Origin of the sequence: Rhizobium sp. H4, assembly GCF_003013335.1 — a bacterium.
Taxonomy (GTDB): Bacteria; Pseudomonadota; Alphaproteobacteria; order Rhizobiales; family Rhizobiaceae; genus Rhizobium; species Rhizobium sophoriradicis.
Window position 1 is genome coordinate 250,597 of the sequence record NZ_PSOW01000008.1, and the last position, 16,500, is coordinate 267,096.

Below are 16,500 nucleotides of genomic sequence, written 5' to 3' on the forward strand. Positions count from 1 at the left end.
TACTATCATTAAGACGGAACCGCCGATGCCTCACCTAGTCGAGAACCTCAAGATCGCCTGTGCCACGCAGCGTTCCATTTCGCATCTTTGCCGCGTGATCGACATCAACCGGCAGCAATTCAATAGATATATCAACGGCCAGACGAGGCCGTCTGCCCATAATCTCGCGCGCATAGCCAAGTATTTCGATCTCGATGCAGCCGACTTTGGTCTCGCTCCCAGGCTCTTTCGCGAGCGGCTTCGCAAACCGAGTCTAGACCTCAATCAAAGTTCGGAACTATTAAAGGCGTTCCCGGGCGATCTGGCCGCGCTCCGGCGCCATATCGGCTATTTCCAGACCTATCATCGCTCGCCGTCCTGGCCGGGAATGGTTGTCTGTTCGTGCAGCCGCTTTGTGGAGAAGGGTGGGCTTGTGCATGTCAAATCAATGGAGCGTCTGCGGGACGCTGGAAACGGCATCCAGCAGTTTTCGAAATATGTCGGCCTTGCGGCCTTCTATCGAAACCGGATCTTCATTACGGAGCGAGTCGTCGGCCCGAATCCGGTACTGTCACAGACGATTCTCCTGCCATTCGATGAGTACCAGCGCTTCTATCTGCGCGGGACGACAATGGGAGTTTCGTGGCGACGGGAAAATCTCCCGTATGCGTCGCGGATGATCTGGCGGCATGTCGGCGCCGAGCCCAACCTGCGCGAGCTTCTGTCGCGTTGCGGACCACTGCCGCTGTCTTCACGCCAGCTGCCACCGACGGTGCGCTCGTTCCTCGCAGATCCATCCGCGGAAGTGTATGCGGTGCCGGCAGAGTATTGAAGACACCGATTTCAACGAAGCCATCATATCCGGATGAGTGCCGGAAGATTTCGAGCCTTCAATTCCCGGCGCTTGCCATCTTTCGCGTCGTCAGCACCCGCTCCAGCCAGCCGATCTCCATCTCGGGTACGGATTTCAGCAACAGGTCGGTGTAGTCGTCGAAGGGCGGCGATAGCGCCGTCGATTTCGGCCCGAACCGCACCAGCCTGCCGTGATGCATCACCGCCACGCTGTCGGCGATCGCCCGGACGATCGCAATGTCATGGGTGATGAAGACATAGGATAGCTGTTCTTCCTGCTGCAGGCGCAGCAGCAGTTTGAGGATACCCTCCGCCACCAGCGGATCGAGCGCCGAAGTCGGCTCGTCGCAGAGGATGAGTTCGGGCTTGGCGGCAAGGGCTCGGGCGATCGCCACACGCTGCTTCTGACCGCCGGACAATTCGGCCGGGTAGCGATCGATGAAGCCGTTGCCCATTTCGATCTGGTCGAGCAGCTCCTTCACCCGTGCGGTTTTCGCCCCACCTCTCAGGCCGTAATAGAATGTCAGCGGCCGGCCGATGATGTCGCGCACCGTCTGACGCGGGTTCATCGCCGTATCGGCCATCTGATAGATCAGCTGGATGCGCCTGAGATCGTCGTTCGGCCGGCTCTTGAGACCGGGCATCAGCGGCTTGCCGGCAAAGATGACGCGCCCGCTGCTCGGCGGCAAGAGACCGGTAATGACGCGTGCCAAGGTCGACTTACCGGAACCGGATTCGCCGACGACGGCAAGCGTCTGCCCCTTCGGCACATGCAGCGAAACATCGTGCAGCACCTTGAAGCCGTTGGAATATTCGGCGCTGACATTCTCCACTTTGAGAAGCGCGGCGGACTGATCGGCGGCTTCCTCGCGATAGGCCTGCCTGACATTGACGAGCGCCCGGGTATAGTCCTGTCGCGGCGCTTCGATGATCTGCTGAACGCTTCCATACTCCACCTGCTTGCCATAGCGCAGGACCATGATGTCGTCGGAAATCTGGGCAACGACGGCAAGATCGTGGGTAATGTAGAGGGCGGCCGTATGGGTCTCCTCGATCGCATGCTTGATCGCTGCCAGCACGTCGATCTGCGTGGTCACGTCAAGCGCCGTGGTCGGCTCGTCGAAGACGATGAGTTCAGGATTCGAGCAGAGCGCCATTGCCGTCATCGCGCGCTGCAGCTGACCGCCGGAGACCTGGTGGGCGAAGCGTTCGCCGAAACTCTCAGGATTGGGCAGGCCGAGGACACGGAAGAGATAAAGCGCACGTTTGCGCGCCTCCTCCCTGCTCATCAATCCATGCTTGACGGATGCTTCGATCACCTGATCGCCGAGCCTATGCGCCGGATTGAAGGCGGCGGCAGCCGATTGCGCGACGTAGCAGACCCGTGCGCCGCGGATTTTCCGGATGCCGTTTTTCCCCAGTGCCAGAATATCGGTGCCGGCGAGCAGCACCTCGCCGCCGGTGATTTCGGCGCCGCCGCGGCCGTAGGCAAGCGCCGAGAGGCCGATCGTCGACTTGCCCGCGCCCGACTCTCCGATCAGGCCGAGAACCTTGCCCTTCTGCAGGTCGAAAGAAACGCCGTCGACGATCGTTACCCGCTTAGGCGCTTCACCGGGCGGGTAGCTCGTCGCTTCGATTTTGAGATTGCGAACGGAAAGAAGCTCAGGCATCGCCTCGCCCTCCCTTGAGGCTGGATGTGCGTTTCAGGAGCCAGTCGACGACGAGGTTGACGCAGATGGCAAGCGTCGCGATCGCCGTGCCCGGCACCAGTGCTGCCGAAATACCGAAGATGATGCCATCCTTATTGTCCTTGACCATGCCGCCCCAGTCGGCCGCCGGCGGCTGAATGCCGAGGCCGAGGAAGGACAACGTCGAGAGGAAGAGGATCGAGAAGGCGAAGCGCAGTCCGAACTCGGCCAGCAGCGGCGACAGCGTGTTCGGCAGGATCTCGCTAAAGATGATCCAGAGCTTGCCTTCGCCGCGCAGCTTGGCCGCCTCGACGAATTCCATCACTGCAACATCGAGCGCTACAGCGCGGCCGAGGCGGTAGACACGGGTGGAATCGAGGATCGCCATGACGAGGATCAGTACGACGAGGTTTTGCGGCAGCACCGCCAGCACCACCAGCGCGAAGATCAGCGTCGGGATCGACATCATCAAATCATTGAAACGCGAAAATACCGTGTCGATGATGCCGCGGGAGACGGCCGCGGTGAAGCTCAGAATGACGCCGAGCGAGAAGGAGATGATGGTGGCGGCGGAGGCGACCAGGAGCGTCGTGCGCGCTCCATAGATCAGCCGCGAGAGGATGTCGCGGCCGAGATTATCGAGTCCGAAGATGTATTTATCGTCAGGCAGCTGCCAGACGTCACCGACGACCTGGGTCTCCCCGTAAGGCGCGATCCAGGGCGCGAAGACGGCGAAGATGAAGGCGATGGCGATACCTGCCATGCCGATCCAGGCGGTGATGGGAATGTCTCTTGCTCTCATCGCGGATGCCTCAGCCGGGGATTGGCAATGATCGCAAGAATGTCGGCGATCATATTGAGGAAAATGTAGACGGCCGCGAAGATCAGGCCGCAGGCCTGCACCACGGGCATGTCGCGCACCGTGACCGCGTCGACCATATATTGCCCCATGCCGGGATAGACGAAGACCACTTCGACGACGACGACGCCGACCACGAGATAGGCGAGGTTCAATGCGACGACATTGATGATCGGCGCCAGCGCGTTGGGGGCGGCGTGCTTGACGATCGCGCGGAAGGCGCTGAGACCTTTAAGCTCGGCGGTCTCCATATAGGCCGACGACATCACCGAGAGGATCGCAGCCCGCGTCATGCGCATCATATGAGCCAGTACGACAAGCACGAGGGTAGCGGTCGGCAGCGCGATCGCCTTCAGCCGCTCGGCGAAGCCCATGCTGTCATAGACGGTCGCCGGAAAGGTCGCCATGCCGAACTTCACGGCGAAGAAGAGGATCAGCAGGTAGCCGATGAAGAATTCCGGCAGCGAGATCGCCGCAAGCGAGATCACGTTGATGATCTTATCCGGCATGCGGTTGCGGAAATGCACCGAGAACATGCCGAGACCGACAGCGAGCGGCACCGAAATCACCGCCGCAAACCCCGCCAGGAAGAGCGAATTGCCGAGACGTTTGCCGATCTGTTCGCTCACCGAATTTTTGCTGGCCCAGGAGGTGCCGAAGTCACCCTGGACGGCATTGCCGAGCCATTCGACGTAACGGGTCGTCACCGGGCGGTCCAGTCCGAGATCCTGGCGGATATTGGCAACCGCCTGCGGCGTTGCCGACTGACCGAGATAGGTGGTGGCAAAATCGCCAGGGAGGGCTTCGAGCCCGCCGAAGATCAGGATGGAGACGGCAAAAAGTAGAATAATGCTGAGCACGAAGCGCTCGAGGATGAGGACAAGCAACGGAAAACGCTGCCGGAGCCTCAGGCCCGGCAAGATATTGCTTGGGGCAGGGTTGGTCATGGCAAATGCCTTTGGCTAAAACGTCGGGAAGGACCGCGGGTTTTCTTCCCACGGTCCCAGCTTCGTCGGAGATCGGAGGGGCGCTGCGCCCCTTGCCATCAGGCGTCCAGCCAGACGCGGGTTGCGACGTAACCGTTCGACATGTCGTTGCCGATATCGTGGACATAGCCCTTCACCTGCTTGGTCGAGGCGTTCACGAAGTCGTTGAACATCGGCAGGATCACGCCGCCTTCATCGCGCACCATCATTGCCATCGTACGATACATGTCCTTGCGCTTGGCTTCATCAAGCTCGGAGCGGGCCTGCAACAGCAGCTTGTCGAAGTCGGGACGCTTGAACTTGGTGTCGTTCCAGTCCGCCGTCGAGAGATAGGCGGTGGAATACATTTGGTCCTGCGTCGGACGGCCACCCCAATAGGAGGTCGAGAAGGGCTGGACGTTCCAGACATTGGTCCAGTAGCCGTCGCCCGGTTCGCGCTTGACCTCGATCTCGATGCCGGCCTTCTTGCAGCTTTCCTGATAGAGGACGGCCGCATCGACGCCGCCGGGAAAGGCGACTTCGGAGGTGCGCAGCAGCACCGAGCCGCTATGGCCCGACTTCTTGTAGTGGAAAGCTGCCTTGTCGGGATCGTAGACGCGTTGCTCGATGCCCTCGGGGAACAGCGCATAGGTGGAGTTGATCGGGAAGTCGTTGCCGACCTTGCCGTAGCCGCCGAGGATCTTCTCCACCATGGTCTCGCGGTCCATGGCGTATTTGAGCGCCAGGCGCAGATCGTTGTTATCGAACGGCGCCTTGTCGCAATGCATGATGAAGACGTAATGGCCGCGGCCGGCAGTCGAGAGGATCTCGACGTTGGGGGCGCGTTTCAGGAGGTTGACGGTCTTCGGATCGACGCGGTTGATGTAGTGCACCTGGCCGGACGACAGTGCGGCGATACGGGCGGTGGCGTCGTTCATGCCGATGATCTCGATCGAGTCGACGTAGCCTCGGTCCGTGCGCCAGTCGTCCTTGTTCTTTTCGAATGTCGCCCGGACGCCGGGCTCGAAGCTCGTCATCTTGTAGGGGCCGGTGCCGATCGAGGCCAGCGGATCGTCGACGCCGCCATTCGGCTGGATGACCAGATGGTAGTCCGACAGCAGCAGCGGCATGTCGGCATTGCCTTCGCTGAGCGTCAGCACAAGGTTGCCGCCGTCTGCCTTGATCTCTTTGATCGAACCGAGCACGCCGAGCGCGCCGGATTCCGACTTCGCATCGGTGTGACGCTTCAGCGTCGCAACGACGTCGTCGATCGTCAGTTCCTTGCCATCGTGGAACTTGACGCCCTTGCGGATCTTGAAGGTCCAGGTCACGGCATCCTTCGAGGGCTCCCAAGATTCGGCAAGTGCGGGCACGGCGGCACCCGTCAGCGGATCGGATTCGACCAGCATGTCGCCCCAGCAGCGGCCGATGCAGAACATGACCTGCGACAGGAACTTCGCCGGATCCTTGGAATCGGTGGCGGCCCCGCCTTCGAGGCCGAGCTTCAAGTGGCCGCCGCGCTTCGGTTCGGCGGCTTCGGCACTTTCGGTGAAGAGCTTGTCGGCGACGGCAAGGGTGATGCCGGCCGCCATGGCGCGTCCCATGAATTCTCGGCGGCTCAATCCGCCTGCAGTGACGCGGCTTGTGAGATATTTGCTATAGTCGTTCATTCCCCTGTTCCTTCTTTGTGGTGCGTTGACAGAACTTTCGGGCAGGATCGGCAGGCGGTTTCCTCTCCACCTCCGGTGCCCGCATCATGCGGGAAAATGCTGCGGTTGCCGCCGCCTCTTACTTTCCTTTCCAAATAGGGCTTCGCTTCTCGGCAAAGGCCCGCGCGCCTTCCAATTGGTCTTCGCTCGAATAGAGCCTGTCGACCGTTGCAAACTGCCGCTTGGTGATCTTGTTCATGGCAGTCTGGAACGTCGAACCCTCCGCTTCGCGCACAATCTCCTTGATGGCCGCATAGACGAGCGGCGGCCCGCTTTCGAGTAGGCGGGCGAGCTCCCAGGCTCTCTCCATCAGCCGTTCGGCCGGCACAACCTCATTGACGAAACCCCAGCGATGCGCCTCGTGCACGTCGAGCCAACGCCCGGTCAAAAGCATGTCCATGGCGATATGGTAGGGGATGCGCTTCGGCAGCTTGATCGAAGCCGCATCGGCAACGGTGCCCGAACGGATTTCCGGCAGGGCAAAACTCGCATGATCGGCGGCGATGATCAGGTCGGCCGAAAGCGCTATCTCCAGTCCGCCGCCGCAACAGATACCGTTGACAGCTGCGATGACGGGCTTGTTCAAGTCGCGCAGCTCCTGCAATCCGCCGAAGCCGCCCACACCGTAATCGCCGTCGACCGCATCGCCTGATGCAGCAGCCTTCAGATCCCATCCGGCGCAGAAGAATTTTTCGCCGGCGCCCGTGACGATGGCGACGCGCAACTCAGGATCGTCGCGAAAATCCCGGAAGATCAATCCCATGGCACGGCTGGTCGCAAGGTCGATGGCGTTCGCCTTCGGCCGGTCGATGACGACTTCCAACACGCCGCCGTCACGTCGTGTGCCAATATGGTCGCTCAAACCTGTGCTACCTCCTTCGCCGTATGAGAGCATCAACAGCAGCAACACCCAGCCCTTCGGGAAGAACCATCAAGGGATTAAGGTCCAGTTCCTCCAGGCGCACCGCATTCGTTACGACATATTCTGCCGTAGCTGCGACAGCAGCGACGGTGGCTTCGAGATCGCCCCTTGGCCGGCCGCGATAGCCATGAATCAATCTCGCAATCTTGAGACGCGAAATCGCAGCATAGATCTCGGTTTTCGTCGTCGGAAGCGGCAGTATGACGGAATCTTCGAGCAATTCGACGAAAATTCCGCCCGCTCCCAATGTCAGCGACAATCCGAAGACGGGATCGCGGGTGGCGCCGACGATGAGTTCCGCGACCGGAGGATCGACCATCTTCTCGACGAGATAACCGGCATCGCAGGCCATGGCCGCTGCCGCATCCGACACCGCCTGCGAATTCCTGAGGTTGAGCGCGACAGCCCCTGCCTCGGTCTTGTGCGCTATGCCGAGCCCCTTCAGAACAACGGGGAAGCCGAGCCGTTCGGCCTGCTCGGCGGCTTCGCGGGGAGAAAAAGCCTGCAGCCCCCAGGGAACAGGGAGGCCGCAGGCGGCAAGCTCGGCCTTCGCCTCGCTCTCCGTCAGCGTCTCGATTTCGCCGGCTGTGGGGGCGACGTCGAGCAGCGGCAGGGGAGGCGGGCTATTCCAAGCTTGGCCAATTCCGGCGGCGACTTCCGCCGCAGCGATGGTTTCATCGATACCGGAGAAAGCGACGATGCCATTGGTCATCAGTCGATCGGCGATCGGCTCCGGCATATTCTCGGGCAGGGTCGCCAGAATACCGGCCAGCGCGCCGGTGGCGAAAGCCGCCGCGATGACCGCATCCGCCGTCGTCGCCCATTCGGACGCATCGCAGCGGTCGCCCCGCGGGAAATCGAGGACGACGAGATTGAGGGCATAACCGCCTGCGAACATGGCGCTGAAGGCTTCTGTCTGGCGGTTGAAATCGCCCCACACGAAGGTGTGGTAGTCGAGCGGATTGGAGAGCGTCACCATCTCGCCGAGAACCCGCCGCAGACGCGGCAATTGCTGCGGCTGCAGGGCCGGGAATTCGACATCGCGGCCGACGGCGGCATCCGCCATCAGCGAAGCCTCGCCGCCGGAGCAACTCATGGACGAGATCGAATGGCCGGGGAGAGGACCGGCGACATGCAGCAGCTTCAGGGTTTCGAGCAGCGCCGGCAGGCTGTGGACACGACCGATACCGAGACGGGCGAGCACGGCGTCGGCTACCGCATCGCTGCCGGCAAGCGAGGCGGTGTGCGATACCGCCGCATGTCTTGCCTGCTCGGACCTGCCGACCTTTAGCACGACGACCGGCTTCTTCAACCGGCGGGCAATGGTGGCCAGGCCTTCGAGGCCGGAGGGATCGCCGAAACCTTCGACGTGCAGGCCGACCGCCGTGACCCGCGGATCGTCCATGAGCGCGCAGGCGACATCCGCAAGCGATGTCTGTGCCTGGTTGCCTACCGTAACCACATAGGCGATCGGCAGCCCGCGGGTCTGCATGGTCAGGTTGATCGCGATATTGGAAGACTGGGTGAGGATCGCCACACCGCATTCGATACGCTTCATGCCGTGCTGGTCGGGCCAGAGAAGCGCGCCATCGAGGCCGTTGATGAACCCGTAGCAGTTCGGCCCGAGGATCGGCATGTCGCCGGCCGCCGCTACAAGAGCCTGCTGCAGTTCGGCGCCATCGGCAAGCTCCGCCGTCGCCTCGCTGAAGCCCGATGCGTAACAAACCGCGCCGCCGGCGCCGGCGCGTGAAAGGCCGCGAACGATGTCGACGGTAAGGGTTCGGTTGACGCCGACGAAGGCCGCGTCCGGTGCGCCGGGCAGATCGGAGAGCGAGCGATAGCAGGGCCGCCCGAGCACCTCGTCCAATTTGGGATGAACAGGCCAGATCTCGCCGGCAAAACCCATGTGGTCGCACTGCTCGATCACCCGGCGCGCCTCGCGGCCGCCGAAGACGGCGATCGTTTGCGGTCTGAGCAGGCGGTCGAGCGGGCTGGATGTCATCGGCTCATGCTCCCAAGGGCCGGAGCAGGTCGCGGCTGATGATATGCCGCTGAATTTCCGAGGTGCCGTCCCAGATGCGCTCCACACGCGCATCGCGCCAGAAGCGTGCAAGCGGCAGGTCGTCCATCAGACCCATGCCGCCATAGATCTGGATTGCCTCGTCGGTCACGCGGGCCAGCATTTCGGAGGCATAGAGTTTGGCCGAGGCAATTTGCCGGTCTGCGGAAAGGCCGGCATCGAGCCGCCAGGCGGCTGCAAGCGTCAGCCACTCGGCTGCGTCGATCTCGGTGATCATGTCGGCGAGCTTGAAAGAGACGCCCTGATTGGCGCCGATCGGCCGGCCGAACTGCTTGCGTTCGGCGGCATAGGGCAGGGCCATCTCGAAGACACGGCGTGCCCGGCCGACGCAGGTAGCGGCAACCGTCAATCGCGTGCCGTAGAGCCACTGATTGGCGATATCGAAGCCGCGATGCACCTCGCCCAGCACCTGGGCTTCGGGAATCCGGCAATCGGTAAAGCTGAGGGTACTATTGTGGTAGCCGCGATGCGAAACGGAATCGTAGCCTTTCAGGATCTCGAATCCAGGCGTGCCGCGATCGACGAGGAAGGCGGTGATCTTCTTCTTTATGCCTTTCGGCGTTTCCTCCTCGCCGGTGGCGGCAAAGACGATGACGAAATCGGCGACATCCGCGTGCGAGATGAAATGTTTCGTGCCGTTGAGGACGAAATCGGCGCCGTCGCGGCGGGCGGCGCATTTCATGCCGCGCATATCGGAACCGGCATCCGGCTCGGTAATGGCAAGCGCGTCGATCTTCTCGCCGCGCACCGCCGGCAGCAGGTAACGCTCGCGCTGCTCGCCCTCGCAGGCCATCAGGATGCCGGAGGGACGGCCGAAGAAGACCGTCAGACCCAGCGAGCCGCGCCCGAGTTCGCGCTCGACCAGCGTAAAGGTGACATGGTCGAGGCCGGCGCCGCCGACCTCCTCCGGGAAATTGCAGGCATAGAAGCCGAGAGCGATGCATTTGCGCTGAATCTCGCGCCCGAGTTCCGGCGGAACGAAGCCGGTCCGCTCGACCTCGTTCTCATGCGGAGAGATCTCGGTTTCGACGAAAGCGCGGACCGTCTCGACGATCATTTCCTGTTCTGCACTGAGACCGAAATCCATGCCGATCCTCCTACCGCCTCTGGCCGACGTGACGCCCGGCGCCTTCGGGCAGCGCCAGCTCCGCATGGGCCGCGGCAATCGCCTTCACCCTCTCGAGCACGGCGGCGGGCGCCGCCACTGCCTTGCCCTCCTTGCTGTCGACATGCAGCAGCATCTGCTCGGCGGTTGCGATGAGCTCGCCCGTCGCCGTGTCGCGCAATGTGTGGAAGACATGCAGCCGCTTCTCGTCGGCGGTCAGGATCTGGCAGGCCGAATGGATCGCCTGGCCGAGCTTCGCCTCGCCGAGATGGCGGATATGGCTTTCCACCGTGTAATAGCTGTGCCCCGCCTCGACATAGGCAAGGTCGACCCCAACGAGACGCAGCAGCGCGTCGGACGTATCGCCGAACACCTGAAGATAGCGGTGCTCGGTCATATGGCCGTTATAGTCGACCCAGGCAGAGCTCACCTTGGTTTCGACAAGCCGCAGCGGCTTCGAAGGATCGGCGGGCATGGTCTTACCGTCGCCATTCGCCCAGAGCGATTGCTCAAAATCCTTGAGCAGCTTGCCGGCGCCCCAGCCCTTGCCGCCGTCGCCGCCCTTCAGCGCCTGCAGGATGCCAACGAGATTTTCGTCGCGGATTCGCTCAAGCTGACGGATCGAAAGGCCGGACGCCTGTTCGTCGGATTGCCGGCCGATCTTTTCGATCAGCGCATCGTCGAGATCGACGACGTCGGTGAGCTTGGTCCAGGGCCAGGCGAGGCAGGGGCCGAACTGAGCGAGGAAATGGCGCATGCCGGCCTCACCGCCGGCGATGCGGTAGGTCTGGAACAGGCCCATCTGCGCCCAACGCAAACCGAAGGAATAGCGGATGACGTCGTCGAGCGTCTCGACGGTGCAGATGTCGTCGTGGATGAGCCAGAGCGCCTCGCGCCAGAGCGCTTCGAGCAGCCGGTCACCGACGAAGGCCTCAATCTCCTTGGCGATGTGGACGCCCTTCATGCCGATCGGCGGCAGTCTTTCCATCGCCGCCCGGATGGTCGCTGCCGAGGTCTTCTCGCCGCCGACAATTTCGACGAGCGGCAGCAGATAGACGGGATTATAGGGGTGGGCGACGAAGAGGCGTTCAGGATGCCTCATGTCGCGCTGCAGATCGGTCGGCAGCAGGCCCGAGGTGGAAGAGCCGATCAAGGCACCGGGGCGCGCGGCGGCATCGATCTCGGTCAGCACGCCGCGCTTGAGGTCGAGCCTTTCCGGCACGCTTTCCTGGATCCAGTCGGCATCTGCGACGGCTTCCGCCAGCGTCTGGCAGAAGCGGAGCCTGCCGCGCGGCGGCAGTGGCGCGCCGGTCAGCATGGCATAAGCTTTTTCGGCATTGGCGATCACTTCTCCGACAATGCGGCCTGCTTCCGGATGCGGGTCGAACACATCGACGTCGATTCCGGCGAGCAGGAAACGGGCAATCCATCCGCCGCCGATGACGCCGCCGCCGATACAGGCCGCCTTGCTGATCTTGGTCATGATATCCTCAGCGTTTCGTCAGCTTCAGCTTCTTGCGCACATCTTCCGGTCCGATGATGCGCGCTCCCATGCCTTCCACCACCTGCACCGCCTTTTCGACGAGCTGCGCATTGGTGGCGAGCTGACCCTTGCCGATGAAGAGATTGTCTTCAAGTCCGACGCGGACGTTGCCGCCGGCGAGAACCGCTGCCGCCGGGTAGGCCATGGCGTTGCGGCCAATCGAAAAGGCCGAGAAGGTCCAACTCTGCGGCACGTTATTGACCATCGCCATGAAAGTGTTGAGATCGTCGGGCGCGCCCCATGGAATGCCCATGCAGAGCTGAATCAGTACCGGGTCTTCGATCAGGCCTTCCTCGGCGAGCTGCTTGGCGAACCACAGATGGCCGGTGTCGAAGGCCTCGATCTCAGGCCGCACGCCGAGATCCGTCATCTTCTTCGCCATCGCCCGCAGCATGGCCGGCGTGTTGGTCATGACATAGTCGCCGAGGTTGAAGTTCATCGTGCCGCAGTCGAGCGTGCAGATCTCCGGCAGGCATTCGGCGACATGGCTGACGCGCTCACTGGCGCCGGCCATGTCGGTGCCTTTCTGATTGAGGGGGAGGGGGCTTTCGACATCGCCGAAGATCAGGTCCCCGCCCATGCCGGCGGTGAGATTGAGGACAACGTCGATGTCAGCCGAGCGGATGCGCTCGGTCACCTCCCTGTAGAGATCGTTGCGGCGGCTGGCGGCCCCCGTTTCCGGATCACGGACATGGCAGTGAACGACAGCCGCCCCAGCCTTGGCGGCGTCGATCGCGGAATCCGCGATCTGCTTGGGAGTGATGGGAACAAGGCTGGATCTGGAAACCGTATCGCCGGCACCGGTGACAGCGCAGGTGATGAAAACATCGCGGTTCATCGCTAATGGCATATTCTTGTTCTCCCCGTCTTCCCTGGCATTACGCGGCAGCTTGGCCGAGGATGCTTTGCATTTTCGGTACTATCCGATACATTATCGGAAACAGGAGATGGCTTTGCTGCAGCGATCGAAGCAACGGCTTGATATCGACCTTCTCGTCCTCCCGGATACGAACCTGATCTTGATTGCATCCGTCATCGAGCCGCTGCGCGGTGCCAACCGCATCGCCGGCAGCGAGCTCTATCGCTGGCGACTTCTGACGCCGGACGGAGCACCGGTGCCGACCACCAGCAATATCGCCGTGCCTGCCCAGGGAAGCTTCCGGGCGTCGACTGAGGACGCACCGCTTTTCGTGCTGGCCAGCTACGACTGGCGCCGCAGCGCGACGCCGGCGCTGAAAATGCAGCTGTCGCGGGCCGCCCGCTACCGCACGGTGATTGCCGGCGTCGAGTCCGGCACATGGCTGCTGGCCGAAGCAAGCCTGCTCGACGGCCTGTCGGCGACCGTGCACTGGGAGGACTACGAAGATTTCGCGCTGGCCTATCCCGAGGTCAGGGCCGTCAAGGATCGTTTCGTTATCGACGGCAAGCGGCTGACGACCTCAGGGTCGCTGCCAACCGTCGACCTGATGCTCGAAGTGATCCGGCAGCGGCAGGGTTATTCGCTGGCGCTCGAAGTCAGCCGGCTGTTCCGTTACGAGCAGCCTTCCTTCCATATCGATGAACCGCTTTCCGCAGCCTCGGCGGGACTGCGCCTGCATGACCCCCGGGTGACGCAGGCGGTGCATCTGATGGAAGAGCATATCGAGCAGCCGCTGGTTTTGGCCCGGCTCGCCCGCAGGGTGGGCGTCAGCGTCCGGCATCTGCAGGATCTTTTCCAGCGGAGCATCGGCGCACCGCCGCATGTGCATTATCTCGCGCTGCGTCTGAACACGGCGCGCCGCAAGGTGATCGAGACGACGGCCTCCTTCGCCGACATTGCGGCGGCGACCGGCTTCAATTCGGCCTCGGCCTTTGCGAGGAGCTACCGGGCGAGTTTTTCCGAGAGCCCGTCGGAGACGCGGCGCCGCTTGCGCCGTCGCATCACGCCATCGCAGGCGTCGCCATAGGCTGAAAAGCGTCCCGCACCATCTCGGCGAGTTCCCGAACGGCTTCGCTGGAACGATAGGTGCTCCGGCGCAGCACCACTTTTGAGGAATCGACCGGCGGAAAACCGTCTTCGGCGGTCAGTTCCCGGCAGCCGGGCGGGATGCTGCTGCGGGAAAGCGTCGTGACGGCAAGGCCGGCGGTCAGGGCATTCTTCAGCCCCGAGCCCGTATCGGCGATAAAGGCAATGCGGTAATTGCGGCCGATCTGCTCCAGCGACCGAAGCGCAAAATCGCGTGACCAAGTGGAGTTGCGATAAGTCGCAATGGGAAGGGGATCGAGATCGTGCAGCCGATGGACCATCGATGTGACCCAGACGGTCGGATCGACGCAGAGGACCTCGCCCTTGTTCTGATCGCTCCAGTCAAAAACGACGGCAAGATCGAGTTCGTCCCGTTCCAGGGCGGCAAGGTTGCGGACCGTGTAATCGCAGGAGACGGTTACTTCGACCGCTGGGTGGCGCACCGCAAAAGCCGCGAGCGCCGCCGGCAGCACCGTCTGGCTGTATTCCTCGGGAATTCCAATGCGCACCGGCCCGTCCAGAGGCTTGCTGCGGATCGTCGCTGCGGCCTCGTTCAGGAGATCGATGACCCTGCGGGCATAGGGCACGAGCTGAATGCCCTGGCGCGTGAGCAGCACGCCGCGGGCGCCGCGCTCAAAAAGGTTTTCGCCAATCGCCGCCTCGAGCCTCTTGATCTGGGTGCTGACGGCAGATTGCGTCCGCCCGATGCGCTGGGCGGCCGCCGAAAAGTTCGACGTCTCCGCGACAACCAGGAAGGTTCTGAGAAGGTCGCTTTCGATCGGCTCTTGCATCGATAGCCATAGAAAAAACTGATGATAGCTATCACTACTATCCGTTTGTCTAATGTCAATTCCTGGCGCAGAAATGAGCGGCGTTCGACTTCCTTCTTTGAGAATCTCTGCGTGACTATTGAAAATCCGACCACGCGCCTCGCAGGCAGCGAGCACGAGAAGGGTGTGCTTCTCATCGTTGCCGCGACGCTTGCCTGGAGCGCGAGCGGCGTTTACTCGCGACTCCTCACGACCGACGTATGGACGGCGATCGCCTGGCGGTCGCTGTTCGGAGGCCTGTTCCTGCTGATCCCCTGCCTTTTCCTCGAAGGGGGCATCTCGCGGCGGCAATGGCGTTCCGTCTTCCATCCGTCCGGTCTTGCGATGATCGCATGCCAGACCTTCAGTCAGGGATGCTTCATCGGGGCGCTCTACATGACCACCGTCGCCAATGTGACGATGATCTATGCGACGACACCCTTCATCGCGGCTCTGTTCGGCTGGCTCATCCTCAAGGAGAGGGTCGCTAGGCGGACGCTGATCGCCGGCGCCGTGTCCCTCTTCGGCGTCGGCGTCATCGTCGCCTCGTCGATTGGCGGCGGCACCGGCTGGGGCGACCTCTTGGCGCTCGGCATGACCGCGTCCTTCGCGCTCGTTATCATCATTCCGCGCATCGATCCCGGCGTGCCGAGCCTGCCGCCGACCGTCGTCAGCGCCTTCCTGACCCTCGCCATCTTCGCGCCGTTCGGTTCGGTCGGCTCGCTCGACCTGCACAACTGGATCGTCCTTGCCGCCTTCGGCGCCACCAATTTCTCGCTGGCGCTGGTGCTCTTTCTCGCCGGGGCAAAGCGGATGCCGCCGGCGGAAGCCGCGCTGATCGGCACGATGGAAATCGTGCTGACGCCCTTCTGGGTCTGGCTGCTGTTTTCAGAACAGCCACCCGTCGCCACTTATTTCGGCGGCGCGATCATCCTCGGCGCTGTGTTCTGGCATACCGCGGTCGACTTCAACCGAGGCCGGCGGTCTTACGCCGGCTAGGGCAACCCCGCAGAAGCGCGTAGCGGTTTTGCGGGGAAAAGCGCGAAGCCTTATCCTCCGGTCTACCGGACAACCGTTTTGCGCGGATCCTGTTCGCCTTGCCGAGGCGCGTGACCTGCCGGCAGCCGTGACGGGCCGCGAACGCCAGCCTTACAGCGTCATGGCTTTTTTAGCCGAAGAACGCACGAAGCTGAGCGAAAAACCCGCTTGGTCTCGGATCTGCGATCCTGCGCACGCGGCGAGCGACTGCTGCCGCGCTGACACTTTCGCCAAAATGACAGAAGCAGACAAGCTCGTGCAACTGTTCGTCGCCGAGTTCGAAGAACCGTTTGGCTTCTCCATAGCTGTCATTTTCCATTCCGGCCGCCCGCAGAATGGGATCAGCGAACGCAATGGAGATCGGGGTGTCGTCACCCCGCAGGGCAAGCCGATCTGCGATCGGCTGATACTCTGTCTCGTGAAGCGTCCTCAAAAACGGTTTGGGGCTGCGTTCGAGACATTCGGCCCAGCGTTCAATGCGTTCGCGCCGCGTCAGTTCAAGGGGCTTTATGCTCGTGCTGATTTTCGCAACTGTTTTCAGCTGCTCCAGTGCATGCTGTTCCATTCCGGCCTCCTATCTTCGGAAAAATAGACGGTCCGCTCCCAAAAACAGCGTGGCTCAGGACGCAGCCGATGTCCAATCACGATTGGAAACGGCATCTGCCGCTGGCCGAACAGATATGATCATCGGAGACTGAAGACGACGACTTTGCCGATTGTCGTCTTGAGGGGCACCCGTGTCGTTTTTCCGGGCTCTGTTTTTCGTCAGGCATGGTTTTCTTGTCACGTTCACGGCGCTGCCGCGCAAGCGAGCGACATGAAGTATGGCAGACAGGCCGCCGGCGCGCTGCCACGGTGGTAGAAGGACTGAAATCCCCTGGGATCACCGGATCGTTATCCGGAAGATATCCAGATGGATCGAAAGGAGGTTCTGTAGCCTAAACCA

At 62.2% G+C, this 16,500-nt stretch carries 14 protein-coding genes; 3 read left to right on the forward strand and 11 right to left on the reverse strand.

Features of this window, described 5'->3' with window-relative positions; all coding sequences use genetic code 11:
* The first annotated feature begins 25 nt into the window (after window positions 1–25).
* Window positions 26–811: a helix-turn-helix transcriptional regulator gene (locus C4N04_RS14880; protein WP_040113024.1), complete on the forward strand. Its 786-nt coding sequence runs from the start codon at window positions 26–28 to the stop codon at window positions 809–811.
* Window positions 812–869: 58 nt separating this feature from the next.
* Here C4N04_RS14880 and C4N04_RS14885 read toward each other — a convergent pair whose 3' ends face one another.
* From C4N04_RS14885 to C4N04_RS14925, 9 genes are all read right to left on the reverse strand, one after another.
* A complete protein-coding gene (locus C4N04_RS14885; RefSeq protein WP_106796390.1) occupies window positions 870–2,501 on the reverse strand; it encodes an ABC transporter ATP-binding protein in 1,632 nt (543 codons plus the stop codon).
* The gene (locus C4N04_RS14890) at window positions 2,494–3,321 is read right to left on the reverse strand and encodes an ABC transporter permease (RefSeq protein ID WP_106796391.1); all 828 of its coding nucleotides are present in this window, start codon (window positions 3,319–3,321) and stop codon (window positions 2,494–2,496) included. The genes C4N04_RS14885 and C4N04_RS14890 overlap by 8 nt, the downstream gene beginning before the upstream one ends.
* Complete coding sequence (locus C4N04_RS14895) at window positions 3,318–4,325, reverse strand: ABC transporter permease (RefSeq protein ID WP_096763852.1); 1,008 nt, start codon at window positions 4,323–4,325, stop codon at window positions 3,318–3,320. Before C4N04_RS14895 ends, C4N04_RS14890 begins: the two co-directional genes overlap by 4 nt.
* A 98-nt stretch (window positions 4,326–4,423) precedes the next feature.
* Window positions 4,424–6,013, reverse strand: a complete 1,590-nt coding sequence (locus C4N04_RS14900) for an ABC transporter substrate-binding protein (RefSeq protein ID WP_096763851.1) — start codon at window positions 6,011–6,013, stop codon at window positions 4,424–4,426.
* A 118-nt stretch (window positions 6,014–6,131) separates the two neighbouring features.
* On the reverse strand, window positions 6,132–6,914 hold the full coding sequence (locus C4N04_RS14905; protein ID WP_106796392.1) for a carnitinyl-CoA dehydratase: 783 nt from the start codon (window positions 6,912–6,914) through the stop codon (window positions 6,132–6,134).
* A 7-nt stretch (window positions 6,915–6,921) separates the two neighbouring features.
* On the reverse strand, window positions 6,922–8,976 hold the full coding sequence (locus C4N04_RS14910; RefSeq protein ID WP_106796393.1) for an acetate--CoA ligase family protein: 2,055 nt from the start codon (window positions 8,974–8,976) through the stop codon (window positions 6,922–6,924).
* 4 nt (window positions 8,977–8,980) lie between these two features.
* Window positions 8,981–10,141 carry an acyl-CoA dehydrogenase family protein gene (locus C4N04_RS14915; protein ID WP_106796394.1) on the reverse strand — a complete coding sequence of 387 codons (1,161 nt, stop codon included), beginning with the start codon at window positions 10,139–10,141 and terminating at the stop codon, window positions 8,981–8,983.
* Window positions 10,142–10,151: 10 nt separating this feature from the next.
* Entirely contained in the window at window positions 10,152–11,642 is a 1,491-nt protein-coding gene (locus C4N04_RS14920) for a carnitine 3-dehydrogenase (protein WP_106796395.1), read from the reverse strand.
* Window positions 11,643–11,649: 7 nt separating this feature from the next.
* A complete protein-coding gene (locus tag C4N04_RS14925) occupies window positions 11,650–12,552 on the reverse strand; it encodes a 3-keto-5-aminohexanoate cleavage protein (RefSeq protein WP_096763847.1) in 903 nt (300 codons plus the stop codon).
* A 97-nt stretch (window positions 12,553–12,649) separates the two neighbouring features.
* Here C4N04_RS14925 and C4N04_RS14930 point away from each other — a divergent pair, with 97 nt between their 5' ends.
* A complete protein-coding gene (locus tag C4N04_RS14930) occupies window positions 12,650–13,648 on the forward strand; it encodes a GlxA family transcriptional regulator (RefSeq protein WP_040113017.1) in 999 nt (332 codons plus the stop codon).
* Here the strand turns inward: C4N04_RS14930 and C4N04_RS14935 are convergent.
* Window positions 13,623–14,498, reverse strand: coding sequence for a LysR substrate-binding domain-containing protein (locus C4N04_RS14935; RefSeq protein WP_040113016.1), 876 nt, complete (start codon window positions 14,496–14,498; stop codon window positions 13,623–13,625). The genes C4N04_RS14930 and C4N04_RS14935 overlap by 26 nt on opposite strands.
* 111 nt (window positions 14,499–14,609) lie before the next feature.
* Here C4N04_RS14935 and C4N04_RS14940 point away from each other — a divergent pair, with 111 nt between their 5' ends.
* The gene (locus C4N04_RS14940; protein ID WP_040113015.1) at window positions 14,610–15,515 is read left to right on the forward strand and encodes an EamA family transporter; all 906 of its coding nucleotides are present in this window, start codon (window positions 14,610–14,612) and stop codon (window positions 15,513–15,515) included.
* Window positions 15,516–15,684: 169 nt separating this feature from the next.
* Here the strand turns inward: C4N04_RS14940 and C4N04_RS14945 are convergent, their stop codons facing one another.
* Complete coding sequence (locus C4N04_RS14945) at window positions 15,685–16,119, reverse strand: hypothetical protein (protein WP_106796396.1); 435 nt, start codon at window positions 16,117–16,119, stop codon at window positions 15,685–15,687.
* Window positions 16,120–16,500 lie beyond the last annotated feature (381 nt).